Origin of the sequence: Undibacterium sp. Rencai35W, from assembly GCF_049340185.1 — a bacterium.
GTDB lineage: Bacteria > Pseudomonadota > Gammaproteobacteria > Burkholderiales > Burkholderiaceae_D > Undibacterium.
Genome location: NZ_JBMPPC010000003.1, coordinates 105,632 through 130,347, shown reverse-complemented (window position 1 = coordinate 130,347; position 24,716 = coordinate 105,632). Strand labels below are relative to the sequence as shown.

The 24,716-nt window shown below is 49.0% G+C and carries 18 protein-coding genes; 5 read left to right on the top strand and 13 right to left on the bottom strand.

Annotated features, from left to right (window positions below; all coding sequences use genetic code 11):
* Positions 1 to 27 precede the first annotated feature (27 nt).
* The gene (parC, locus tag ACO0K3_RS07590) at positions 28 to 2,364 is read left to right on the top strand and encodes a DNA topoisomerase IV subunit A (RefSeq protein WP_422983370.1); all 2,337 of its coding nucleotides are present in this window, start codon (positions 28 to 30) and stop codon (positions 2,362 to 2,364) included.
* 137 nt (positions 2,365 to 2,501) lie between these two features.
* Here the strand turns inward: parC and ACO0K3_RS07585 are convergent, their stop codons facing one another.
* From ACO0K3_RS07585 to hutU, 9 genes are all read right to left on the bottom strand, one after another.
* On the bottom strand, positions 2,502 to 4,523 hold the full coding sequence (locus tag ACO0K3_RS07585) for a methyl-accepting chemotaxis protein (protein WP_422983368.1): 2,022 nt from the start codon (positions 4,521 to 4,523) through the stop codon (positions 2,502 to 2,504).
* 165 nt (positions 4,524 to 4,688) lie between these two features.
* Entirely contained in the window at positions 4,689 to 5,087 is a 399-nt protein-coding gene (locus tag ACO0K3_RS07580) for a response regulator (protein ID WP_422983366.1), read from the bottom strand.
* Positions 5,088 to 5,123: 36 nt separating this feature from the next.
* Positions 5,124 to 6,779: a diguanylate cyclase gene (locus tag ACO0K3_RS07575; RefSeq protein WP_422983364.1), complete on the bottom strand. Its 1,656-nt coding sequence runs from the start codon at positions 6,777 to 6,779 to the stop codon at positions 5,124 to 5,126.
* On the bottom strand, positions 6,780 to 7,172 hold the full coding sequence (locus ACO0K3_RS07570; RefSeq protein WP_422956175.1) for a response regulator: 393 nt from the start codon (positions 7,170 to 7,172) through the stop codon (positions 6,780 to 6,782).
* Positions 7,173 to 7,559: 387 nt separating this feature from the next.
* Complete coding sequence (locus ACO0K3_RS07565) at positions 7,560 to 11,486, bottom strand: DUF748 domain-containing protein (RefSeq protein ID WP_422983362.1); 3,927 nt, start codon at positions 11,484 to 11,486, stop codon at positions 7,560 to 7,562.
* Between the two features lie 30 nt (positions 11,487 to 11,516).
* Positions 11,517 to 12,722 carry an imidazolonepropionase gene (gene hutI, locus ACO0K3_RS07560; RefSeq protein ID WP_422983360.1) on the bottom strand — a complete coding sequence of 402 codons (1,206 nt, stop codon included), beginning with the start codon at positions 12,720 to 12,722 and terminating at the stop codon, positions 11,517 to 11,519.
* 3 nt (positions 12,723 to 12,725) lie between these two features.
* Positions 12,726 to 13,349: a HutD family protein gene (locus ACO0K3_RS07555; RefSeq protein ID WP_422983358.1), complete on the bottom strand. Its 624-nt coding sequence runs from the start codon at positions 13,347 to 13,349 to the stop codon at positions 12,726 to 12,728.
* Between the two features lie 62 nt (positions 13,350 to 13,411).
* Positions 13,412 to 14,956: a histidine ammonia-lyase gene (hutH, locus tag ACO0K3_RS07550; RefSeq protein WP_422983356.1), complete on the bottom strand. Its 1,545-nt coding sequence runs from the start codon at positions 14,954 to 14,956 to the stop codon at positions 13,412 to 13,414.
* 453 nt (positions 14,957 to 15,409) lie between these two features.
* Entirely contained in the window at positions 15,410 to 17,110 is a 1,701-nt protein-coding gene (hutU, locus tag ACO0K3_RS07545; protein ID WP_422983354.1) for a urocanate hydratase, read from the bottom strand.
* A 189-nt stretch (positions 17,111 to 17,299) separates the two neighbouring features.
* Here hutU and hutC point away from each other — a divergent pair, with 189 nt between their 5' ends.
* The 3 genes from hutC to ACO0K3_RS07530 all read left to right on the top strand — a co-directional run bounded on the left by hutC (position 17,300) and on the right by ACO0K3_RS07530 (position 19,309).
* Positions 17,300 to 18,010 carry a histidine utilization repressor gene (hutC, locus tag ACO0K3_RS07540; RefSeq protein ID WP_422983352.1) on the top strand — a complete coding sequence of 237 codons (711 nt, stop codon included), beginning with the start codon at positions 17,300 to 17,302 and terminating at the stop codon, positions 18,008 to 18,010.
* Positions 18,011 to 18,082: 72 nt separating this feature from the next.
* Positions 18,083 to 18,766 (top strand): DUF2242 domain-containing protein, encoded by a 684-nt coding sequence (locus ACO0K3_RS07535; protein ID WP_422983350.1) that lies wholly within the window; start codon positions 18,083 to 18,085, stop codon positions 18,764 to 18,766.
* A gap of 33 nt (positions 18,767 to 18,799) precedes the next feature.
* The gene (locus ACO0K3_RS07530) at positions 18,800 to 19,309 is read left to right on the top strand and encodes a DUF1579 domain-containing protein (RefSeq protein WP_422983348.1); all 510 of its coding nucleotides are present in this window, start codon (positions 18,800 to 18,802) and stop codon (positions 19,307 to 19,309) included.
* A 102-nt stretch (positions 19,310 to 19,411) separates the two neighbouring features.
* Here ACO0K3_RS07530 and ACO0K3_RS07525 read toward each other — a convergent pair whose 3' ends face one another.
* The 3 genes from ACO0K3_RS07525 to ACO0K3_RS07515 form a co-directional block, all read right to left on the bottom strand.
* The gene (locus tag ACO0K3_RS07525) at positions 19,412 to 19,708 is read right to left on the bottom strand and encodes a hypothetical protein (protein WP_422956184.1); all 297 of its coding nucleotides are present in this window, start codon (positions 19,706 to 19,708) and stop codon (positions 19,412 to 19,414) included.
* Between the two features lie 775 nt (positions 19,709 to 20,483).
* Positions 20,484 to 20,879: a hypothetical protein gene (locus ACO0K3_RS07520; RefSeq protein ID WP_422956185.1), complete on the bottom strand. Its 396-nt coding sequence runs from the start codon at positions 20,877 to 20,879 to the stop codon at positions 20,484 to 20,486.
* 193 nt (positions 20,880 to 21,072) lie between these two features.
* The gene (locus tag ACO0K3_RS07515) at positions 21,073 to 22,764 is read right to left on the bottom strand and encodes a M14 family zinc carboxypeptidase (protein ID WP_422983346.1); all 1,692 of its coding nucleotides are present in this window, start codon (positions 22,762 to 22,764) and stop codon (positions 21,073 to 21,075) included.
* A 283-nt stretch (positions 22,765 to 23,047) separates the two neighbouring features.
* On the opposite strand from ACO0K3_RS07515, the gene ACO0K3_RS07510 reads away from it, so the two are divergent.
* Entirely contained in the window at positions 23,048 to 24,163 is a 1,116-nt protein-coding gene (locus tag ACO0K3_RS07510; RefSeq protein WP_422983344.1) for a threonine aldolase family protein, read from the top strand.
* 22 nt (positions 24,164 to 24,185) lie between these two features.
* On the opposite strand, the gene ACO0K3_RS07505 is transcribed toward ACO0K3_RS07510, so the two are convergent.
* The gene (locus tag ACO0K3_RS07505; protein WP_422983342.1) at positions 24,186 to 24,569 is read right to left on the bottom strand and encodes a hypothetical protein; all 384 of its coding nucleotides are present in this window, start codon (positions 24,567 to 24,569) and stop codon (positions 24,186 to 24,188) included.
* Positions 24,570 to 24,716: the final 147 nt, after the last annotated feature.

Genomic DNA, 24,716 nt, shown 5'->3' with positions numbered 1-24,716 from the left:
TTAAAATAATGAACACAACAAAGTACTATGAGCGAACAAGCAAATTTATTTGATCAGGCACCTGATGACGATAACGGTGGTAACGGCGGCGATGTTGGCGAAACCCTGACGCTGGCAAGTTTTGCAGAGCGTGCCTATTTGGATTACGCGATCTCCGTCGTCAAGGGTCGTGCCTTGCCGGATGTCTGCGACGGTCAGAAACCGGTACAACGCCGCATTCTGTTTTCCATGAACGAACTCGGCCTGAGCTCCACCGCCAAACCGCGTAAATCGGCGACGGTCGTTGGTGACGTTCTGGGTAAATTACATCCGCATGGCGACCAGTCCGTCTACGATGCGATGGTCAGGATGGCGCAGGACTTTTCGCTGCGTTATCCGCTCATCGACGGTCAGGGTAACTTCGGTTCACGGGACGGTGATGGTGCCGCGGCGATGCGATATACCGAGGCACGTCTGACGCCGATCTCACGTTTGCTGCTTGATGAAATTGATCTCGGCACCGTCGATTTTCAGCCTAACTACGATGGCTCTTTTGAAGAGCCGAGTTTACTGCCCGGTCGCTTGCCCTTCGTCTTACTGAATGGTGCATCAGGGATTGCCGTCGGTATGGCGACAGAAATACCGTCGCACAACCTGAGCGAAGTCGCCAAAGCAGCCGTTGCGCTAATCCGTAATCCACACATGCAACATGCAGAATTGATGAGCATGATTCCGGGACCAGACTTCCCTGGTGGTGGACAAATCATTACGCCTGCTGCCGCGATTGCCGATATCTATGCCGCTGGTCGTGGCAGTATGAAAGTACGTGCCCGCTGGAAGATCGAAGAACTCGCCCGCGGTCAATGGCAAGCCGTCATTACAGAATTACCACACGGCGTATCCTCACAAAAGATTCTCGAAGAAATCGAAGAGATCACCAATCCCAAAATCAAATTGGGCAAAAAAACATTAACGCCGGAGCAGGCCTCACTGAAACAAGTCGTGCTATCCGTACTCGACGCAGTACGCGACGAATCCGGCCGCGAAGCCGCAGTGCGACTGGTATTAGAGCCAAAATCCAAAAATCAGGATCAGGCCGAATTCATGCAGATGCTGCTGGCGCATACCTCGCTGGAAACCTCGACCTCAATCAATCTCGTGATGATTGGTGGCGATGGCCGTCCGCGTCAAAAAGGCTTGCTCGACATTCTCAAAGAATGGATCACCTTCCGCTTTACAACGGTAACCCGTCGTACGCAATTCAAGCTAAAAAAAGTAGATGACCGTATTCATATTCTGGAAGGCCGCGAAGCCGTACTGCTGAATATCGACAAGGTGATCAAGATCATCCGTGAATCGGATGAACCAAAACCGGCATTGATGGATGCCTTCCGATTGTCCGATATCCAGGCAGAAGATATTCTGGAAATTCGTCTGCGCCAGCTCGCTCGTTTAGAGGCAATCAAGATTCAGCAGCAGCTAGAAGAATTGCGTCTGGAAAAAACCAGTTTGCAAGATCTGTTAGACAACCCGGCGTCGATGAAAAAATGCATCATCAAAGAAATCGAAGCCGATACCAAGCAATATGGTGACGCGCGCCGCACCCTGATCGAGGAAGCGGCACGTGCTTCGATAGAACAAAAAGTGATTGATGAGCCAGTCACCGTCGTCATCTCGGATAAAGGCTGGGTTCGCGCAAGAACCGGACATGGCCATGATGCCGCACAATTCGCCTTCAAAGCAGGTGATAGTTTGCATAACACCTTTGAATGTCGCACCATCGATCAGTTGCTGATGTTCGGCTCAAACGGTCGCGTGTATTCCGTCCCGGTCGCCGCATTACCCGGCGCACGCGGCGATGGTGTGCCAATCACCACCCTGATCGATCTTGCGAGCGGTACAAAAATTCTGCATTACTTCGCTGGCACGGCGGAATCCACGCTGTTACTGGCCTCCAGCGCTGGTTATGGCTTTACCGCAAAAGCAGGTGACATGGTTGGACGCATGAAGGCTGGTAAAGCCTTCATGACGCTGGATGAAGGCGATGAGCCATTGCTGCCGACCTTAGTGGCAGACGACACCAGTGCGATTGCCTGTTTATCAGAAAAAGGTCGCCTGCTGGTATTTGGCCTGGCTGAAATCAAGCAGCTCGCAAGCGGTGGTCGTGGCGTCATCCTGATGGAGCTTGAACCAAAAGAGAAGCTGCTGGCAGCACAGGCGATTAGTCAAAAAGGGGTCAAAGTTTCAGGCACCGGTCGCGCAGCCAAACCTCAGGAAGTCGTATTGAGTGCCAATGCGCTAGGTATCCATATAGGCAAACGTGCACGCAAAGGCAAACCGTTGGAATCCAAAATCAAACCGATCACTATCACTAGAGCTAGTTAGTGTACGTGGATTAATTGCAACCAAATTGAAATAACATGTTGTGTAAAAAACTAGGCAACACGCTGCCTGGTTCTTATTGCATAAAAGTATCTAAGGATCGCTTTAGATACTTTTATTCCAACATCATTACTTTGTATCTAGGCCACTCTGAACTTGGCGATCTCTTGTTGTAAAGTTTCAGCCTGTTGCGTCAACGCTCCCGATGCAGCAGTTGTTTCCTCGACTAACGCAGCATTCTGCTGAGTATCTTGATCAAGAGAATTGATTGCCATCCCTACTTGGGATACACCATCCGCCTGCTCAGTGGCAGATTGAGAAATTTCACTAAGATACTCGTTAATCTGCTTCGCATTCAATACCATGGTCGCCATAGTCACACCTGCTTGCTCGACAACCTTCGTTCCGCCTGTGATCTGATCAACGCTATTAGAAATCAGTGATTTAATTTCAGTTGCCGCCGCCGCGCTGCGCTGCGCCAGATTGCGCACTTCGCTGGCAACTACCGCAAACCCTCTACCCGCCTCGCCTGCTCTGGCGGCCTCAACAGCCGCATTCAGTGCCAAAATATTGGTCTGGAAGGCAATTCCGTTAATTACGCCGATGATGTCATTGATTTTTGATGATGACGCATGAATCTCTTGCATGGTCTGGACGACAGTTGAAATGATCTGACCGCCAGCCTCAGCAACTCTAGCATTATCTGCCGCGAACTTTGCCGCCATTTCCGCGCGTTCCGCCGTGTTTTCGACTGTAGTACCAATTTCTTCCATGGATGCGGATTGCTCCTCAAGCGAGGCTGCTGCGGACTCTGTGCGTGCAGATAAGTCATAGCTGGCAGAAGAAATTTCAGCGCTGGTAGCATGAAGTGCACGGGCAGAATGGCGCACTGTCCTGATCAGCTCATGTAATGAATCATAAGTATTGCGCAAATCAGCAATAACTTGCGCTGACTCATCCGTGCCGAATGGTTTGGATGGTGCTTTGCGTAAGTCACCTTCCGCCATTTCTTGCAAATGTCGACTGATTAAGCGAAGACCGCCGCTAGTCACCAGATAAAAAGTATAGAAAAAATAGAATGCCAGTAATACGCCAACGATCAAAATACACGTTACCACATACAAATGAGACTGCATGCCCTTAACGCGAGTCTCCACCAATACATCAAGTTGATCCAAGAGACGCGATGTCAATGCATATTGGTCATTAATCGTTTTATTGGCTAATGTCCGGTATTCTTCTTCTAGCTGGCTATTATAGACATCCGTGTCAATGACATTTTTGCGGGCATAGGAAAAAAAACTCGTCATATTGGCCAAAGTCTCTTTAGCTTTAATTGTCGCTGCGACGGTTTTGTCATTTGCGATAGCTTTATCCAGGCCATCACTCATATTCCTTCCCTGAAAATCGGCAATCGCCATCATTTCGCTCAAAGTACGCTGTTGCTCAGGAGTGATGGCGCCGGATTTTAATACGCGAATACCAATGCCGCGCAATTTGGCTGTATTTTCGATCACGTCTGGCGCTCTGACCAAGCTAGCATCCATAAAATAAAAACTGGCAATATCAGGATCCAACGTCAAATTCGACGCGTCTGTTACAGACGACATCAGATCGAGTAAGGCCTGGACGTGTGCAGTGTGTGCCTTAAACACCAGACTAGTGTCCCCCGTGGCAGCATTTGCTTTAGCAAAAGCTTCTTGTGCTGCGGCATAAGCTTTGGCAGTGCCTAACTCGTTACCCAGACGCTTGTCAGTTTCAGCCAATTTCAGTTGAGCTACCTGAAGCTTTTCTTTAACCTCAGCCAAAGTTGGAGGCGCAACACCGCTAATTACCGCGTTAGCAGCATCTCTACGGAACTGCTGCGCCAAATTAAGTACAGGAAAAATCTGGCGGTTGTACTCGACGCCTAAGCGCTCTTTTGAAGAAAAAGCGATATTCTCAAAGGTAGTTGTATAGTAGGACCATCCCAAAAAACTCATAGGTATGGTAAAGAGCAGACAAATCATCAGCGCTTTTAACTTAAATGACATCTTACTCATGAGAACAACACCGAACGTCCAGAATCCACTGTTATGAAAACTGTTTTTTGGTGCGTCTTCGCTCTCTGGTGGAGCCAGAAATTTTTGCATTTCTGGACTGACTCTTACTATTTTTGTCATGTTGGCTGCCTTTTGAGAGTTAAGCGTAAGCGCTTACGCTTAACAAGCGTGTGTCGAAATACACAAGAGGAAGAGCTGACGTTGCCCTATGGAAAACAGTAAGCGATATTTTGTACTAACTCAATGAGTTAATGGTGAAACAGTGTTACATGGAAATATGCGTCGCTAAAAAAGCATTACCCGATCTAACTCGCGGAGCAACTGCGCTATGTCGATAGGTTTACTAATGTAACCATCCGCCCCCGCCTGTTCCAACCTCATTCGATCAGTCGGTTCAGCATGTCCCGTTACCATAATGATACGTTGCCGGCTCCCCATATGCTCGCGCCCACGAATCGCTGCTAATGCCTCAAGGCCATCCATGACGGGCATCATGACATCCATTAAAACAACATCGAATCGCCGCTTAGACAAACAGTCCAACGCTTTTCGTCCATCATCGACAACTACTCCCGTGTGGCCTAATGCCTCAAGTACCGTAACCGCCATACGCTGCATAAAGTAGTCGTCATCGACAACAAGCACGCTTAGAGACTGGCTTGATGATCGAGAATGTTGTGCCATGTTAAGATAATTAAATCTATTGAGTGTATAAGTGAACTAGCGAATTATTGCTAACTCAATTTGATTTCTGCCACCTTGTTTGGCCCGATACAAAGCAGCATCCGCAACATCAAATAATTCGTCAGAGTCACCGGACGACTCCAAATCAGCTACTCCCGCAGAAAAACTGACCGAGAAACCACCTTGCTCGGCATGTTGTTCAATTTTATTAAATGCTATACGAATCTGTTCCAGCACGCGACGAGCAACAATCGCCGTTGTGCTCGGAAAAATAATGACGAACTCTTCACCGCCATAGCGCCCCACAATATCACTGCGACGCAAACGCTGTTTAAGCAGGCGCGACAAAGTTCGCAATACCTGATCACCAACCGGATGTCCGTAAGTATCATTCACGTTTTTGAAGAAATCCAGATCCAGAATCGCCAGCGCCAGCGGGGTCTGATTACGACCGGCAATAGAAATTTCTGCCGACAATTCTTCTTTGATCGCCGTATGATTATATAAACCTGTCAAACCATCACGCATAATCAGTGCGCGTAACAAACGATAACGCTCAGCTCTTGTAGTTAATGACGCCACCAGAAACTGCGGCTCTATCGGCTTGGTTATAAAATCATCCGCACCTGCTTTGACCGCATCCAGCTGTTTGCCCATATCATTTTCGCTCGACAGGAAAACAATAGGAATATCCAGATAAGAATTATCCTGCCGTATCATCTTCGACAGCTCTACGCCACTACACAAGGGCATGTAGACATCCAGCAAGATTAACTCCGGGCGAAAGTCGGTGAGCGCATTTAGCACCTGCGCCGGGTCATGTAAGGTCTTGACACTCATTCCGGCGTTGCGTAGCACAACACTGTAATATTCCGACGTCACCACATCATCATCAATGATCAAGATCCGATAGCCCCTCGGCTCCTCGCGTCCGACTACCGCATCAATACGCTCGGTCAGCGCCACGATATCAATCGGCTTGGTGAAATAGCCATCGCCGCCAGAGCGCACGGCCTGCAGACGATGTTCAAAGCTGCTGGAATTCGATACAAAAATGGTCGGAATATGGAAGCGCCCGTGTTGCTTAATCTTGGCGATTTCTTCCGCTCCGGCCATTCTTCCGTCAACCGAACCGTATTCAATCACAACGATGTCAGGCCGACGGGTGGCGATTGCAATAGCCAGTGATTTAAGCTGATTGATCAAGACGACTTCATAACCAAAATGTTCTAACTGGACTTTGATTGACTGAGTGGCTTCATTATCCTCGTCGACCAGGTATACTAGGCGGGAGCTTTCGTTATCTTTGAAATTTTCTGCAGTTTCTTCGACCAATACATTGCTGGCCTTATTTTCTGCCGAGAGTAAAACGCCGTCAAAATAGATTCTCAACTCTTTGGCATACGCGCCCAAGGTTTTCTTAGTCCAGACTTCACCATCAAACAAGGGTTTCAGTCTTTTTTCAAACTCGCGGGCGTCCACACCTAGCTCGGGAAAACCGAAGGTTCCTGCAGATCCTGCCATCGTATGCAATAAACGATGTAACAGAGTCAGGGCATCATGATCTTGCGGGTTGAGTAAAAAACGAGTTAACGCTGCGTCCATCTCAGCGATTTTTGAGGGCAGCTTTTCACGAAATAAATTTTCTAACGCCTGCAATTTTGCCTGCAAGCTAGAATTCACCGCTACCATTTAGCTTCCTTTGTGCCAAAGATTTAGCACTTGTCCGGATAATTCCATGGGGTCGAATGGCTTAGCAATGACGCCGATCGCTCCCAGAGATTTGTAATAATCGAGCTCAACAGACTGCACTTTTGCAGTCATAAAGATAACGGGTGTTGCTTCGGTGGCAGGCAACTTACGCAGCTCTGCCAACGTCGTCGGGCCATCCATATTCGGCATCATGACGTCGAGCAGCAGCAAATCGGGGACGGCACCGGCATGAATCGCTGCCAGCGCCTCGCTGCCGGAACTGCATTTAATTAATTCGAAGCCTCCGACGACTTCCAGCGCTATCTGAGCCACAGTCTGAATGTCAGCGTCGTCTTCTACGTACAGTATTTTATTCAGAGGGTTCTCACTCATGGCTATCCTTACACACACTTGCTTAAGGCCTGTTTCAGTCCTGCTCAGAACCTATTTATGACCTGTTTTGACCTGTTTGGATCTGCATTAGAGCCAGTGAACATTACAACATCGTGTCATATTGCGCTCAAATTTGACGCAGAGACAAATCAACGGCAGCGTTCGGGAATACTGAGTGTTTTTAGCAACATTCTTTGGCACATTTTTGCAATACATCCAGCAGATGGCAACAATTAGTTCAAGCAACAGATGCTTAACATAGACACAAGAGAAGCTTACCAGAACTCGTTACAAAATAAAGCAGCAAAAACGAAGGTAAAAAAGAAAAAGTAGCCGTAGAGACACAAATAGTGACTAACAGAATGTCCTGTATCAGGCAACTAAGCTCTATTTGACAGAAAAATCTACCCGGTTTGGCGCACCTTTATCCTTAATTCCATCTGCACTTAATTTCGGTGCGATCAAAAACAAGCGGTCTTTGCTGACGCCAGCTTTTTGCTCCAGATAATCTCTGACATTATCTGCCCGGCGCTGTGCTAACTCGCGAAGAATCTCGGGAGTTACGCTGATATTGGCAAGTATCAATCGCTCCATCTCTTCCTGAGGTAATGCTTTAGCCAATCCGATGAGATTGCGCGGCTTGCTAAATTTCTCAGATTGATACACGTCAGCCATATAGGCTTTTTGATCGCCGTCCTCAAGACTGACCTGCTCCAGAGTCAATTGAGGATTTTTCTTTTGTAAATGAAGAAATTTAATGTGCCGGATTTTTTTATCCAGGCTGGTACGGCGCAAACCTTCTGCATCCGTCGCCGCATCAACTCTGCCCAGAATATCCATACGCAGACTGCTGCGATTATTGAGCGCCTTGGCCAGACTATCGAGTTTATTGACGGCATCTGGCGTGAGCGCCGCCATTCCGGGGGTGAACTCGACATAGGCAAGTTCCTCGCCGCCGCCAAATGCTGAACTCAGCAAAGAAAATGGCGCAGTTACTGCCTTGCTGATGAGATTAACAAAGACTTTCCAGATGATGCCGCCAACCGAGAACTGCGGATCAGACAATGATCCTGAAATCGGTAAATTGATATTGATCTTGCCATCGTTATCGCGCAATAGCGCAAGCGCCAGTTGCACCGGAAGATGTGTCGCCGTCGGGCTATCAATTTTTTCACCGAAGGTCAATTGATCAAGGCGAACCTCATTTTCTGCTTTTAATTGCTGGTTTTCGACTCGATAAGAAACTTGTACCGATAACTTACCTTTTTCTATCGCATAGCCTGCATATTTCGCGGCATACGGAGTGAGTCGCGTCAGCTCCATCCCACTGGCACTGCCTTTGATATCGAGAAAAATCGGCGACGATAAAGGATTCAGCGCACCAGAAATTACGAGGGGCGCATCATTGTCAATTTTACCGGTCAGCTCTAGCGTCGCTGCTTGCGGATTATCGGAAGCAATAGCGCCGATGGTACCGCTTACGCCGGTCAGGTTCGCAGTGTAATTCGGGCGAATGAAGTTATCGGTAAAATTGATATTGCCACCGCGCAGTGAAGTTTGAGCGATGCGAATGATCAGCGGATTTGTCGTCTGCGATGACGTGGCACCGGACGAGGAATGTGATACAGGCGCAGCGACAGAAGCGATGGAGGAATCTGTCACCGTCATCGAATTTGCAAGCGGCACTGTAAGTGGCGTTACCAGCGAATTATTCACACCAGTTGCTACGTTCTCGGTTGGTACCTCAGCAGGCGCCGTTGTTTTGCTGACCAGTATATTCTGCAAATTCAGCTTACCTTTATCAGATAACACGGCGCGTGCATAAAAATCGACCAGGCTTAGTTTTTTTAGCAGTACGCTCGGTTTTGCATTCCCCAGCCTGGCACTGATGCCATCCATATCAACGGTTTTCCATGTCAGAAAATCTTCGTTATCACTACCCTCCAGCATATGAAAATCACTAAGTCTGAGATTACCCTCATAACTTATTGCGGGTGTTTGTCCTTTGTCATTCTGTATGCTTAATTTGCCTTTAGCACTCGCGTCTCCGCGATTCAGCGTGACATTCACTTGTTGCGCAAAATAAGGGTAAAACGCAGCAACTGGCAAAGTCTGCGCGTCAAGTGCGATCGTTATATTTTTCAGACCACTGCTCGCGTCGGCACTCAAATTCAGCCTACCTTTGCGGTTTAGAACACTCTTCCATTTCAAACTGGCCGCTTGCGATAAATCGCTGCTGAGATTGCTTGCCTGTGCCTGAATGCCATCTACATTCAGATGCACGCTTGGGTACAGCGAGTAATCATCAAACTTCACATTACTGTCAGTCAGCGCAAAATTCTGCACACTCACCTGCCAGATTTTCTTATCCGGGGTCTCCGACTTAACATGCAAAGCTTGAAGCATGCCTGTCGCCGCAGTATCTGCGGATGAAGTAGCGATACTGGCAGGGGTACTAAGTGTCGAGGATGCTACCGGAGCGGCTATCGTGACTGCCACCGGGGTTGCCAGAGGAGTTGCGGTCTTATCGGCAAGCGGCGTCTTGTGAGTGATCAGAAATTTTTGCAGGTTAAATTGCGCCGTCTGATCGCGTTGTATATCGGCTTTGACGCCATCGATATCAACACTCGCTACCGTGATGCGCTTAGTCACTGTATCAAGGTTGAGCTTATTCACAGCCAGTGACTTGAGTACAATGCCACCCTCACCTTTCGCTTTTGCCTGCATCGAAAAATCAGCGAGTTGCGCACTCAGGTCGTTGATTTGCCACTGGCTATCCTGAGCATGCAGATGTGATTGCATGGAGAAGTTGCCCCCGAGTGTCGCGGCCAATACGGGATTCAAATACGCCTGATATGCCTCAAGCGGCAATGCCGTCAAGGTGAACTGGCCATCGACTAACTTATTCGCTGTACTAAACTCACCCTCAAATGTTACCTTTGCCTCTTGCTCTGTTTGCAGACTGAGTGACACATTGGCAGGTTTAGAGGCAAGATCGGTACTAAACTCTTTAACCGTTAACGTGATCGCATTTACATTGATGGCGCTAATAGGCGATGAGTGCAAGGCATCACTAAAGTGAATCTGACCTTTGTTGAGCTGCAAGCGATGCAAGGCGAATATGGAGGTGGCTTTATTATCGGTGACCGACGCCGATGTCGATGCCGGTACCGAGGTAGGAGTGGATGCACTGGCGATGACTGTCTTAGCCGTCGTTGGTTTTTTGTCCTTAGCAGATTGACCGTGGCTCCCCAGCTTCGCCCAGTTCATTTGCCCTTTGTTATCCAGATCAATCCAGACTTCGGGAGCATCAATTTGTAGTTGCTCGACATTGACCATACCAGTCAATATATTGACTTGTTTGAGCTGCGCCGTCATCGCTTCGCTACGCAGCAACGCTGCATCGGTAGGGTCGTTCAGGCGGATATCTTGCAATGTCAATTCGCCGGACAGGAGCATTTGCGACTGATGTTGCTGACGACTAAAGACCAGATCCAGCTTGCTTGATAATTTGGCGCTTTGTATTTTCAAGGGCAAAGGCACAGGAACATAAGCAATATAGGTCGGCACATCCAGGCGATCAATATCAATCGCCAGGGTCGTATCGAGACTGTCTGCAAATGGTTTGCTGCGCGCCTTCAGCTCAAAAGCTGTGCCATTGATTTTGGCAGACAGCATCGGTTGTACGAAACTATTTACCTCGGTCGGAAAGTTTGACAAAAACGGTAGGGCAATTTGCAGTGCTTCAATATGGGTTTGTTTAGTCACGACCTGATCGTCAAATACGATACGACCATTCTGCACTTGTACGTTTGCCAGCGAGAACCGAAGAGGAGCACCGTGACTTTTTGGCTGCGCCGCGAGTTTATCGATAATGTCAGAAAAATTATAACGCCCGTAATCCTTGCCGCTGGTGCGGACCAGATGGATATGCGGCTCACTCAATCTGACTTCGTCAATCACCAGAGCCTGGTGCCAGGCAGAACTCAGAGAGAGATTAAGTAGTAGACTTTTAATTGAGACTGCGGCAGTTTTCTGATCTGCCTCAAACAAAGTGACCTGATCCGCCGTCAGTGCCAGCGCGAACGGAGAAAAGCGGATTGCGCCAATCTCTAGTTTGCGTCCTAATTGTTGTTGTACTTGTTCTGTCGCGACACGCTGTACATAGGATGGCAGGAGTAACCAGCTAAGTGCTGCAAGTACTAGCAAAGCACTCAGCAGGCCGATCAGGATTTTCCTTGTACGACCTTGCCAGATTTTTTTCAATTGCGCTTGCAGGCTGGTTTGCAGAGTCGCTTTGGCAGATGTCGTCACGGTAGATCCTTGTTAAGCTAAGGCTCTAGTTTAACCAAGGCGCGGCGCTCCCGCAAATACAATGCCCGTGCAAGGATTGCCACCGATCGCATAAGCGAGATCTCCGGGCCGGTCAATTGCCCATAAAGCGAAGTCTGCGGCCTTGCCGATTTCCAATGTACCGATCTGGCGATGCAGGCCCAGCGCACGTGCTGCGTGCTTTGTCACACCTGCCAGCGCTTCTAGCGGTGTCATACGAAATAAGGTGCATGCCATATTCATCGCCAGTAACAACGAAGTCATGGGTGACGTACCGGGATTGCAGTCGGTAGAGATCGCCATAGGAACCTGAGCCTCGCGCAAAGCGACGAGCGGCGGCAATGTCGTTTCACGTAAAAAATAAAACGCCCCCGGCAACAGGACAGCGACTGTACCGTGCTGCGCCATGGCATCAATACCTGTTTGAGACAAATACTCCAGATGGTCGGCGGATAAGCCTTGATAGCGTGCGGTGAGTGCTGCCCCGCCCTGATCTGAGAGTTGTTCTGCATGGAGTTTAACGGGCAGTCCGTGGCGCTGCGCTGCCTGAAATACTTTTTCAGTTTGTGTGGCAGAGAAGCCGATTTTTTCGCAAAATGCGTCAACCGCATCGACCAGTCCGTCTGCAACCAGGGCTGGTAACATCTGCTCACACACTACGTCGAGATAATCATCCGCCCGCCCTGCATACTCAGGAGGCAAGGCATGTGCACCAAGAAAAGTGGTCTGCACCCGTACCGCCAGGTCAACGGCGAACTGGCGGGCAACTCGCAGCATTTTCGCCTCGGTTTCCAGATCCAGGCCATAGCCGGATTTGATCTCCAGTGTGGTCACACCCTCTTTCAAAAGAGTACGGACACGCGGTAGACTTGCTTGCATTAACTGCTCGGCAGTCGCTTGCCGGGTTGCGCGTACTGTGGAAAGAATACCGCCACCTTGTCGCGCGATATCTTCGTAAGCGACGCCGTTAAGACGGGCTTCAAACTCGTCACTGCGATTGCCTGCATACACAATATGAGTATGGCAATCGATCAGGCCCGGGGTAAGCCAGCAGCCTTGCCCGTCATAGGTCTGCGCTGTTTGATAGGCATCGGGCAGATCGGTATGTTTACCCAGCCAGACGATTTTTCCGTCTTTTACGGCAATTGCTGCATCACGAATCTCGCCATAGCCGTCTACCATCGTAGCAAGATGAATATTGATCCAGAGCTGTGTCATGACTTAGGTTCCTGCATGATTGAGAAAGCTGATACGCATCAGATAAAGCAGGCACTCTTCGCTCGCCTGCACCACCAGGCGCACGCCGACGCGCTCATGATCCTCTTCGAGCAAAACCAGGTCAGCCTCCTGCAATGACACATCGCGGTTCAGTACTGCGGAGCCCTGCGCGCAGTACAGTAAAACCTGCTGTGCGTCCTGAGCAACAACATGATGCTCACCGGCTTCCAGACGCTGCATGTAATGGGTACAGACATCACGCCGCGTCATCAGATTCAGATCCCAGACCGCGCCATCCAATAGCTCTGCACGGATCGGCAGCTCACCAGAAAACGAATACGGCACACTGTCGCGCGTCAGGGTCACACGAAGAGGAGCAGCGGCACCGGCAGCAATGCCATCGTTATCGGCATGCAAAGTCATGCCCTCACCTGACAAGATCGCTAAAGTTCTGTCGATCCGGGCAAAGTGAGAGAAAGCGCCATCGCTACTAACCAGCGCAGTGCTGATGCGCCAGACGAACTGATCAAGACTTGCCCCCTCAGGAAAAACTGCCAGCTCGGTAGTGCTGCCACCGCCGTTTTTCCAAGGCATGGATTTATAGTCTTGTTTAGTCCATTTACGCATGATGACTGATTTAATGAAAATATTTGAACACGTATTTTATGAAATTTTGTATTTTTTTATCCTTAAGCCAGATAAAGATGCGCGTATAAATGCTGACATTGTGCGCTCAATTCACCGTCCAGCACCATCTGTTTTGCGGCGGCAATATCCGGTGCAAAGAAGCGGTCTTTGTCATAGAACGCAACTTTACGACGCAATGCATGATGCACCGTTGCCAGGCTTGCCGAGGTTTCTAAAGGCTGATGAAAATCGACACCCTGCGCTGCCGCCAGTAATTCAATTCCGACGATGGTCGCAGTGTTGTGCGCCATCTCATGTAAACGACGTCCGGCGTAGGTCGCCATGCTGACGTGATCTTCCTGATTCGCTGAAGTCGGGATGGTATCGACACTGGCAGGATGCGCGTGAGATTTGTTCTCTGAGGCTAACGCTGCTGCTGTCACATGTGCAATCATGAAGCCGGAATTCAAGCCGGAATTCGGTACCAGGAAAGGTGGCAAACCCGACAGACTCGCATCAATCAGCAAGGCAATACGGCGCTCGGAAATAGAACCGATTTCTGCAATGGCCAGTGCCAGTGTGTCTGCCGCAAATGCCACAGGTTCTGCATGAAAATTGCCGCCGGAAATCACTTCACCGGTATCAAGAAATACCAATGGATTATCGGTCACTGCATTCGCTTCAATCAATAAAGTACGGGCGGCGTTATTGATGATATCCAGGCAGGCGCCCATCACCTGTGGCTGACAGCGCAGGCAGTAAGGATCTTGTACGCGCTCGTCGTTGACCAGATGGGAACGACGAATCTCGCTACCACTCAATAATTCGCGATAAATGCTGGCTGTCGCCATCTGCCCAGGTTGACCACGCACAGCATGAATACGCGCATCAAATGGCGCATCGCTGCCTTTCGCCGCATCGACAGACAAGGCGCCGGTAATCGTCGCGGCCTCCAGCAAGCGTTCAGCCAGAAACAAACCATTCAACGCCAGCGCCGTAGATACTTGCGTGCCATTGATCAACGCCAGACCTTCTTTTGCCGCTAGCACGACCGGCGTAATGCCCGCTTTTTCCAGTGCCTGTTTTGCTGATACCAATTGACCGTTGACGCGCACGTCGCCTTCGCCCATTAAAGCCAGTGTCATGTGGGATAGGGGAGCCAGATCGCCGGACGCGCCGACCGAGCCCTTGACCGGGATCGCTGGCATGATGCCCGCGTTATACAAAGTGATCATGCTGTCGATCACGCTAGCGCGGATACCTGAGTAACCGCGTGCCAGGCTAGCGATTTTCATCAGGAGGATCAGACGCACAACGTCGTCAGCAATCAATTCGCCGGAACCGACCGAGTGCGACAAGATCAGATTTTTTTGCAATAACTCTAGCTGTTCGTCTGGGATGCGGGTCTTGGCGAGTTTGCCAAACCCCGTATTGATACCATATGCCGCATCGCCTTTTTTGACGATGCTCTGTATCGTCGCCGACGAGGCATTGATCGCTTCATAAGCACTGGCGTCCAACGCCAGCGGCAAAGCCGTACGCCAGATTGCGCGCAAATCGGACAAACTCATTTGGCCCGGGCGAATGATGAAAGTATTCGTGTTCATATTGATCCTTGATGGTCTTTGTTTGTTCTGAATAGGATTACCACAGGAGAATTTCTAAAAACCCTTTAGTCGAGATGCAGCGCCAGGCGCAATACGTAGCAATGCCTAGCGATATGTAGCAACATCTAGCAATACCTAACAATACCTAACAGCACCCACGACGTGATGCGTTCGAATATGGTTTTTTAGAATTTCCACAACAGATACCGCAATATCCATGCGCCTTCTGAGCCATTTATGCTCCAAGAGACTGATGAATAGTGCGGATTACATTTTTAATTTATCTCAACTCACCCTAATTAGCTGCTGCGACAGATCGTTTTACCCGATTATCTTCTCGCACAATACTCGCACACTATGTTGCTGTTACTCCCTCTCCTGCGTGCGGGAGAGGGAGTTTTTTGACCTGCCTATCTTTATCAACTTACGGTCTGGATTTACTACCTCAACTCATTACTTCGAATGATGAATCATCGGCAAATTCAAGCCATTGCGTTCAGCGCAGGCAACCGCTTGCGGATAACCGGCATCAGCATGGCGCATCACGCCAGAACCGCAATCGTTGACCAAGACGCGTGCCAGGCGCTTCGCTGCGGCATCGGTGCCATCAGCCACAATCACCATACCAGAATGCTGCGAATAGCCCATACCAACACCACCGCCATGATGCAAGGACACCCAGCTCGCGCCGCCCGCCGTGTTCAGCAAGGCATTCAGCAAAGGCCAGTCGGAGACGGCATCGGTGCCGTCCATCATCGATTCTGTCTCGCGATTTGGACTAGCGACGGAACCCGTGTCGAGGTGATCACGACCGATCACGATCGGTGCTTTTAGTTCGCCGTTTTTAACCATCTCGTTAAATGCCAGACCAGCGATATGACGCTCACCCAGACCCAGCCAGCAGATACGTGCTGGCAAACCCTGAAAGGCAATACGCTCGCCCGCCATATCCAGCCATTTATGCACGCCCTTATTGTCCGGAAAAAGTTCTTTGATTTTGGCATCCGTTTTACGGATATCTTCCGGATCGCCGGACAAAGCAACCCAGCGGAACGGACCTTTGCCATCACAGAACAGCGGACGGATATACGCAGGAACAAAGCCTGGGAAATCGAAAGCATTTTTAACGCCGGTATCAAACGCGACTTGACGAATGTTATTGCCGTAATCCACCGTCGGTATGCCCATCGCATGAAAATCCAGCATGGCCTGCACGTGCACGGCACACGCCTGAGCGGCATCGGCAGTCAGTCTGGCGTGTTGACCCGCATCATGTTGTGCGGCCTTCCATTGTTCAACCGTCCAGCCTACCGGTAAATATCCGTTAATCAGATCATGTGCCGAGGTTTGATCCGTGACCAGGTCCGGTTTCATGCCACCGGCTTTGGCGCGCTTCACCAGCTCAGGCAATATTTCTGCGGCGTTACCAAGCAAGGCAATTGAGACAGCTTCTTTACGACCACAGTGATGTTTGATCAGTGCCAGCGCATCATCGAGATCTTTTGCCTGTTTATCGACATAACGAGTGCGCAAGCGGAAATCGATACTCGATTGCTGGCATTCGATATTCAATGAAACAGCACCGGCAAAACTCGCTGCAAGTGGCTGCGCACCGCCCATACCGCCAAGGCCTGCCGTCAGAATCCAGCGTCCTCCCCAGTCACCGCCAAAATGCTGGCGCCCGGCTTCGGCAAAGGTTTCATAGGTACCCTGCACAATGCCTTGAGTACCGATATAGATCCAGCTACCTGCCGTCATCTGGCCATACATGAACAGACCTTTGCGGTCGAGTTCATTAAAATGTTCCCAGTTTGCCCACTTCGGCACCAGATTGGAGTTCGCGATCAGGACACGCGGTGCGTCCTCATGCGTCTTAAATACACCGACCGGCTTACCAGACTGAATCAACAAGGTTTCGTCTTCACCCAACTCTTTTAAGGATGCCAGTATCTGGTCATAGCATGCCCAGTTGCGGGCAGCGCGTCCGATCCCGCCATACACCACAAGATGTTGAGGATTTTCAGCCACAGCAGGATCAAGATTGTTCTGAATCATCCGGTAGGCGGCTTCGGCTACCCAGGTCTTGCAGGTTTTTTCTGCACCGCGCGGTGCGTGGATGACGCGGCTTGCGTCCCAGCGTGGATCGTTATTCATGATTGCTCCCATCTCGTTTTTAAGGTGTGGCCCGATCGTCATGCACGCAAAGCGCTATTCATACAGAGCCGGTTCAGACGACGATCCAGACGATGCCAGATCGATGGAATTAGTTTAAGTTGTATATACAACTTTTGCAAGCGGATTTTTGTATGAGACAATACGGCAACTTATTTATTCAGGAACGACGTGTCCACACCAGCAGAAAACGCTCCGGTCTTCCAGCGTATCAAAGATTATTTACTCAAAGAGATCCAGTCCGGCACCTGGAAAGAAGGCGATGCCATCCCCTCCGAGGCAGCGTTGGCAGAGCAATTCAGCGTCTCACGCATGACGGTCAATCGTGCTGTGCGCGAACTGACCAGCGAGCAGATACTGACGCGTATTCAGGGTTCCGGCACCTATGTCGCCCAGCATAAATATCAGGCGACGCTAGTCGAGATCAAAAGTATTGCCGAAGAAGTCCGCGCACGTGGTCATACACATCGCAGCGAACTTCATCAGCTCGACGCGGTCAAAGCGACTGACATACTGGCGCAACAATTCAAAGTGAAAATAGGTCATCCCCTGTTTCATTCCGTGATTGTGCATTTCGAAAATGACGTCGCGATTCAGGTCGAAGACCGCTGGGTCAACTCCGATATTGCGCCAGAATATCTGAAGCAAGATTTCTCTATCATGACACCCAATGAATATCTGATGGTCGTCGCGCCGCTGCAAAGCGTGAGCTACCGGATTGAAGCCCTGTTACCGTCCAAACATATCGCCTCGATGTTACAGATTACTCACAAAGAACCTTGCTTACTGTTACACCGTCAAACGCTGTCCAAAGGTAAAATCGCTACGATTGTCACCATGTGGCACCCTGGTATGCGCTATCAGTTTGCCGGTAGTTTTTAATCGCTCTCAGGCTCTCAGACGCACAGACCGCACAAAACGACACCGCTTTATCTCTTTAGAAATACGGATCCAATGCAATCGCTATTTTCACGCTTATTTTCACTTTTATTTACAGGCTTAGCCTCGTCAACATCACGTCGCTCACTGTATTTGTCCGGCATATTTGCTTACGTAGTCATGCTGACTGGCTGCGGCAGTTTTGGTGGTGGCCTGGGCAGTACCAAAGTCCATTTAAAAGATGAAGAATTCGGCTCCACCGATGTCTTCACCCATAGCTTTCCCGGAACAGAAAGAAATTCTTGCGAAGCTGCGCGTCGTGCCTTGCTCAGTCAGGGTTATGTCATCAGCGACTCCAGATTGTCCTTTGTCAAAGGTCGCAGAAAATTCCAGCATGACAGCGATATCCACGCAGAAATTGAATTCACCGTGGTGTGCGCTGCAGATAGTAAAGGAAGTAACAGCACAACCGTATTTGCCAATGCCGTACGTGACCGTTACTCACTGAAAAAAAGCAGCAATTCCGCCAGCATCGGCGTAGGCGCACTGGGATCCGTATCCTTGCCATTCGGCGCGAGCGACGACTCGCTAGTAAAAGTCGCCAGCGAAACCATTCCTACGGGCGATTTTTACGGAAAATTTTTTGAACTAGTCGAACGTTACCTCGACGACTCTTCCGTTAATAGTGATGAGGACATTGAAAAGAAAGAAGCATCAGTGCAGCCGGGTGCAAAGAAATTATCCGAATCAAATCAGTAAAAATCACTAACCCGTTATTTGCCTATTTATTCTATGTCACTGCCACCAGACATCGCTGCACCAAAAGACTTTGATTTTATGATCGGGGACTGGCGCGTTGAACATCAAAGACTGAATGCCCGCTTTGCACAATCCGACGAATGGACTGCGTTCACGGGATTATCATCGACCAGAAAAATTCTCGGTGGCTTCGGTAATCTGGAAGATAATTTGCTTGAATTTCCTGAAGGCTCATTTCGCGCAGTCGCAATGCGTTCTTACTGCATCGACTCTGGCAACTGGTCTATCTGGTGGCTGGACGGCCGCAATCCGACCCAGCTTGATACCCCCGTAGTCGGGAGGTTTAGCGATCACGTCGGATTATTTTTTGCCGATGATATTTTGAATGGACAAGCGATCAAAATCCGTTTTACCTGGACTGCGACACCCGGTGAAAACCCACGTTGGGAGCAAGCATTTTCTATGGACGCAGGCGCATCATGGGAAGTCAACTGGAAGATGACGTTTATCCGTCTCTCTGCAACAGAACCGCTTGGATCTTAAAAACGTCAGCCTGTTTTCCGTCCGCAATATATCTATGCGCACCAATAAAAAAGCGATCCAGAATTAATCTGCATCGCTTTTTTGCCCTCTGCTTATCACCATTTATTTTGGCTTGAATTGCACGTCACTGATTCTGAATTTATCACGGCGATCGCCCATCAGTCCACGTAATTCCTTGATGCTCAGGTCGCTGATTTCGTGCATCCGTATCAGCAACGAGGCACCGACTGGCAGGCGACGATGACGGATTTTACTAATGACTGGCGGTGCGACTTCAAGTGCTCTGGAGAGAGCTGCATCATTTTTCAGATGCAATTGTTTGATGATGATATCCAATAAATTATTGGGATCATAATTGATGTTATCTGATATACCGTCCAGCTCTAATAGGTTTGCCATGTTGACTCCAATTGTAGGTTGACATTTTTTGAGTTTATTTACACTGCTGTGTACTACCGCTAACTTGTTGATTTGCTGACTTACTGACTAAGTAATTGACTAAATAATTGACCAAGTAATTTACTGAGTAACTAACCACGTCAGATCGGTCGTTGTAACTACGTGGGTTTGATCAGTTCAAATTCAATAAGAAATTTGTATGCAAATCATTCATCCGTTTCAGAATGATGGATGAGACCACTTTGCACGACTCTTAGTGCAAATATGAGTGCAGCATCGGATACAGCCAGCATCGTATTTTTAATTACTAACTTATTATATGACGTAAAGTTGTTAATTTATACATGACGAGTGGTAAATAAATTTAAATTTATTGAAATAATTTGTTAGGACGAAACAATTCCTGAAAATTTCATCAAGGAAATATTTTCAAAATGCGGAAGATTTTCTGCATGGCAAGGAAATATCGCAATGCATACACCAACAGACAAGTAACAGACTGGAAAGTCGTGTGTAGGGACGACCAGCAAACGTAATTGTTCGCTTTAAATTAAGTAAAAAATGGAATCCGCTTTATTCATGCGCCTCGCAGGGCAATTTCATGCCAGAAGGCGCATGGATAGTGCGGGAAGCATCTGAAAATTTGATGACTCAGCGTCACCAGTAAAAATTGCTTCAACAAAAAAACGGCACAGATCAGATCTGTGCCGCTCTTTGAAACCATACTGCAATGAGTGCGAATGCGTATGAAGCAATCGCCCTTACACAGCAAGGATTATTTCGTTGTTTTGTCTTTGCGTACGCCTGCCGCTGTTGCTGGCAGATATTTCAAAGGATCATTCATACCAGCAACATACGCGGTTGCGACTGTACGTGGCTTGAGGCAAGTAGCGCTCAGAACGCGTGAATCAGCGGAGATGTCATTTGTGCAGATAGACAAATCTTTGACTGTATCGAGAGAAATACCTGCTGCCGCTGCGACAGACACGACTGAACCGGCACCGGCGCCGTTCGCGATCAATGTATCGACAGTCGCTTGCAAATCTTTGCTGCTTGTCAGCGCAGTAAAGATGCCATCGACGGAGGTATCAACGTTCGCTGCTTGTGCGACTGAGGCAATGCCTGAAACCAATACCAAACCCATAACTGCTTGTGAGACAAATTTCTTCATGGCGACTCCTGAGTGAATTGAATAGCCTGACGAGGCTGATTTGATTTTAATTAAATTTAGATTAAATTCAAAGTCTAAATTTGTATCCGTGGATCAACTTTTTTCCAAAAACAGACGATTTTTGAATAAAGCTGTTCTTTTGCTCACAATTTATCTTTGCATCATGCCATCTCTTTGTTTTTATTTATATTATTTATTCAAATATTGCCAGAACGGGGTAACGTCGCCATTCAGGTTCAGCAAAGCGCTGGCAATGCGTGAAGATAAAATCCAGGACAGCACTCTGGTCGGTCAGTAACTCAGGGTGCACCAGCTTCCATGCGTTAAATTGCGCGTTGAGTTCCGGCTCGGTTTGCAACAATTCTGCCGCCAGGTCTTCAAACACATAGTCGGAGTAGGCTTCTTTTTTCTCCAGTACGCTATTAAAAAATCCCCAGCGAAAGAAGCTGTCATGCGCCTGCGGCTCCAGCGTTTCGACGACATAGCGCGCCTGCTCCTGATTCAGTGGAATCCAGACATCGCCCTCACGCAACTGATGCTGACCGATGACAGCATCCAGTACCATCTCGTCATGAAACATATGCCCCTCATACGGATGAGCACGCGATTGAACAGAACGAATCTGGTAGCTCTGCGCCTGTACGGTTTTATTCGCGCTGAGTCGTTCAAATTCAACACCATTCCATTGCAGACGCTCAATCGCCGCACGCCATTGCTGCGGCACCACATAGGCGACCGGAGAGCGCACCACCACTGCTTCTTTGAAATGATTGTAGTAAGGGATCGGTTTTTCCCATGTCTGATTCTTGTCGTAATACAAGCGACTGTAGTCACCCAAGATACTAGGACGGTGACAGGCGGCATAGCCCTTAAAATTGACCGTGGATGCACGCTCATCATCGCGTTGCCAGCTGACTGGCCAGTGGCTGCGGGTCTTGCCAAACTGTCGCGCCGCATCACGTAACTGCTGAATCTGCGCCGCATGACTGACCGTAAAGTCGAGTACAACTTCGACCAGTGCGCGCATCGACGCGTAGCGATCGGCAAACGGCTTCAGCATATGCGTCTCTGGCATAAAGCCAATGGTGTGATGCAAGGCGGCATAACCTGTCGAGAAACGCGCTGTTTCTAAAAACTCTTCGATACCCTGATCCGGACTCTCGAGGATGGGATTCACATACGGACACGTCGGCCAGCCGCGCTGTGCCATATTCTGATAGATCGCTGGCAACATAGTCTGACGCAAAAACTGTCCGGGACCAGCACCCAGCTTATCCGCTTGTGTATGAATCAAGGTCATCGTATAGGGATAATCCGCACCATTCGAGGTATGCGTATCCACCATCACATCAGGATCCCAGGCCGTAAAAAACTGATTGAATACCTGCGCATTCAAGCTATCGCATTTGATGAAATCACGATTCAGGTCAAGATGCAGGCTATTTCCGCGAAAGCCAAACATCACAGGCCCATCCTGATTCACACGAGAGGTATCCTGACGGTTATGACAACCATCCACGTTATATATCGGGATGAATAAAAATACCGTGCGTCCCAGACGTGCCAACCTGCCAGGTTCAATACAAAAGTCACGCACCAGAGCCATACAGGCGTCAATCCCCTCAGGCTCGCCGGGATGAATACCATTATTATTAAAAAATACCGGACGCTTTTCCAGCGCAATCTGCTCACGATCGAATACACCATCCGCACTCACCACACCGGCATGAATCGGCACACCGGCATCTGATACGCCAATCTGACTAAAATGCAAAATCGCCGGAAAACGTTCTGCCAGTCGCTGGTAAAAAGCGATGCACTGCTCCCAGGTCGTAGTTTGATTGTGATTACCTGATTCATAGGGTGTTTGCAGGTCTGCTGACATGATGGCTTTATTGAAATTGGGTTGCAAAAATAAGGCTAGAAAAAAACGTGCTAGCAAAAATACAGTGCAATGATAGTCTGCACTGACTAGACAGAATGATCCTAATAAAAGATCGTATCGGTATTATCATAATTTTGCCTGAATTACGCTTTCGCTAGCGACTATTTAAAATCAACGGGGAACTATCTACCGTCATACTCACTCAGATTGGCGCAACGCTCACATCCGTTACAATGAATCATTGAATCTGTCACATCACCATTCTGCCTCAAGGAGTTATCAATTGACGAATGCCGAAATCGCCGCGCTGCGTCTGAGTTGTCATACGATTTTGCCCGGGCATAAGCTGCTGCAACCTGCTGAACAGTTTGCAGCAATGGCGCAGTGGTGCGAAGCGAATCAGGTAACTCACGACACGTATGGTGAGGGAGAATTGGTCCAGAGCTTCGAGAAAAAAATTGCGACGCTTTTAGGTAAAGAAGCTGCCTTATTTTGTATCACCGGCACCATGACACAGGTGACCGCATTGCGTCTGGCTTGTGCTGAGCGTGGTAGTAATCTGGTCGGATTGCATGCGACCTCTCATATTCTGGTACATGAAAATAGCAACCATCAGGTACTCCAGCACTTCAATTCATGCCAGCTTGGTAATGCACATCGCCCATGGACTGTCGATGACTTACAAGCCTTTCCGGAAAAAATCGGCGCCGTGCAATACGAATTGCCGATGCGCGAAATCGGTGGCCAGTTGCCTACCTGGGAACAGCTCGACGCGATCAAAGCCTACTGCAAGCAAGAGAATATTCATCTGCATATGGACGGTGCACGTTTGTGGGAAGCGCAGAGCTTCTACGGACGCCCCTTGCATGAAATCGCCGACGGTTTTGATACAGTCTATGTCTCGTTTTATAAAGGTATAGGCGGGCTGGGAGGCGCAATGCTACTGGGCAGTGAGAAGATGATCGCGAAAGCGGGTCTGTGGATGCGGCGGCAAGGCGGCAACGTATTTCGCCGCACTCCTTATGTCGTCGCTGCGGCGATGCAATTCGATCAGCGCATTGCCGATATGCCCGCCTTATTCCAGCGCACACAAAGCTTGTATCAGTTACTGGAAAATTATCCGCAACTGCGTGTCAATCCGGCGCAGCCGCAGGCGAATATGCTCCACCTTTATTTGCCTGTGACGAGGGAACAGGCAACCGAGATACGCAACGATATCGCGAAAAAACATGGTATCTGGCTATTCGGTAATGCAGTGCATACCGCTCTGCCCGATCAGTGTATGTGTGAATGGTATGTCGGTGATCAGTTATTGCAACTCCCGGATGAACAACTGCGGCGCGCATTGGACGTGTTTGTAGCGGCACTCGAAACTACGAAAGAAAAACCCCAACAATAAGCCGCAAGTGACGGATTGCAACTCACTCCGCCGCATTGCGTTTGCCTGACAAGTACAGCAAAAACAAAACTATAAATAGACCATCCAGCGCAATGACGGGCAACATCGGTTTGAGCGCAGGATCATCCATGCTGGCGAGCAGCACACCGACGAGACATACTTTTTCTATCGTCACGGCAATGATGACGGGGATGCGAAGCGGCGGATGATATGCGGAATACACGGTCAATCCACCAAGGCAGGCGACCAGCAAACCCCAGTGCCGCGCAAATAATAGTCCGGCACTGTCGCTCACAACTAAGTTTTGTATATGCAATAGTTGCTGTGGTGCGATAAACTGTAGGCCTACCAGCAGCATGATGCCGCCACCGGTAATGAGTATGGCGTTGATATAGCGTGCAATCATGGTGTTGTCCCCTCTGGTTATCTGTTTATCCGCTTCTATGGCAATTGCGATGTTGCACCTGCTAGCACTACCGCTTTGTTTATTGTTACTACTGTTTTTGCTATAACTGTCTGACGGTATCGGTACCAGTGTCGCTACTTTACACCG

Excerpts from the sequence above, each read along its gene's own strand:
- ACO0K3_RS07530 (WP_422983348.1), top strand. The coding sequence starts at position 18,800 with ATGTCACTGCCACCAGACATCGCTGCACCAAAAGACTTTGATTTTATG.
- ACO0K3_RS07525 (WP_422956184.1), bottom strand. The coding sequence starts at position 19,708 with ATGGCAAACCTATTAGAGCTGGACGGTATATCAGATAACATCAATTAT.
- ACO0K3_RS07515 (WP_422983346.1), bottom strand. The coding sequence starts at position 22,764 with ATGTCAGCAGACCTGCAAACACCCTATGAATCAGGTAATCACAATCAA.
- ACO0K3_RS07585 (WP_422983368.1), bottom strand. The coding sequence starts at position 4,523 with ATGACAAAAATAGTAAGAGTCAGTCCAGAAATGCAAAAATTTCTGGCT.
- ACO0K3_RS07575 (WP_422983364.1), bottom strand. The coding sequence starts at position 6,779 with ATGGTAGCGGTGAATTCTAGCTTGCAGGCAAAATTGCAGGCGTTAGAA.
- hutH (WP_422983356.1), bottom strand. The coding sequence starts at position 14,956 with ATGAACACGAATACTTTCATCATTCGCCCGGGCCAAATGAGTTTGTCC.
- parC (WP_422983370.1), top strand. The coding sequence starts at position 28 with ATGAGCGAACAAGCAAATTTATTTGATCAGGCACCTGATGACGATAAC.
- ACO0K3_RS07520 (WP_422956185.1), bottom strand. The coding sequence starts at position 20,879 with ATGAAGAAATTTGTCTCACAAGCAGTTATGGGTTTGGTATTGGTTTCA.
- ACO0K3_RS07555 (WP_422983358.1), bottom strand. The coding sequence starts at position 13,349 with ATGCGTAAATGGACTAAACAAGACTATAAATCCATGCCTTGGAAAAAC.
- ACO0K3_RS07570 (WP_422956175.1), bottom strand. The coding sequence starts at position 7,172 with ATGAGTGAGAACCCTCTGAATAAAATACTGTACGTAGAAGACGACGCT.
- ACO0K3_RS07535 (WP_422983350.1), top strand. The coding sequence starts at position 18,083 with ATGCAATCGCTATTTTCACGCTTATTTTCACTTTTATTTACAGGCTTA.
- hutI (WP_422983360.1), bottom strand. The coding sequence starts at position 12,722 with ATGACACAGCTCTGGATCAATATTCATCTTGCTACGATGGTAGACGGC.
- ACO0K3_RS07505 (WP_422983342.1), bottom strand. The coding sequence starts at position 24,569 with ATGATTGCACGCTATATCAACGCCATACTCATTACCGGTGGCGGCATC.
- hutU (WP_422983354.1), bottom strand. The coding sequence starts at position 17,110 with ATGAATAACGATCCACGCTGGGACGCAAGCCGCGTCATCCACGCACCG.
- ACO0K3_RS07580 (WP_422983366.1), bottom strand. The coding sequence starts at position 5,087 with ATGGCACAACATTCTCGATCATCAAGCCAGTCTCTAAGCGTGCTTGTT.